Below are 262 nucleotides of genomic sequence, written 5' to 3' on the forward strand. Positions count from 1 at the left end.
GTTGATATCGACAAATCCGGCTCTTTGAGTGGATTCTACGGTGCTGAAACTAAGGTTGCCCGAGAAACTGGGATCGGGAAAGCCGGATGGCGCTTCGGTTTCCGTACTATCCGCCCGTCCATTGGAAGCAAAAAGAGTCTTCACTCCACCAGGGGTGACGCCGGTAGATGTGCCGTTGTTTCTAAACTCCGTTATCCCCCCGATATGTCCATTTGATGAGACTACATCCCCAAAACCGACTCCAGTCCCCGGAAGATATCTT

At 51.5% G+C, this 262-nt stretch carries 1 protein-coding gene; it reads right to left on the reverse strand.

Going from position 1 to position 262, the window contains the following annotated elements; genetic code table 11:
- Positions 1-262: hypothetical protein (locus S1OALGB6SA_RS09980; protein ID WP_195910204.1), on the reverse strand; the 262-nt coding region annotated here is incomplete at both ends.

The sequence above is a fragment of the Olavius algarvensis spirochete endosymbiont genome (assembly GCA_900608495.1).
Classification (GTDB): Bacteria; Spirochaetota; Spirochaetia; order DSM-2461; family DSM-2461; genus UBA2779.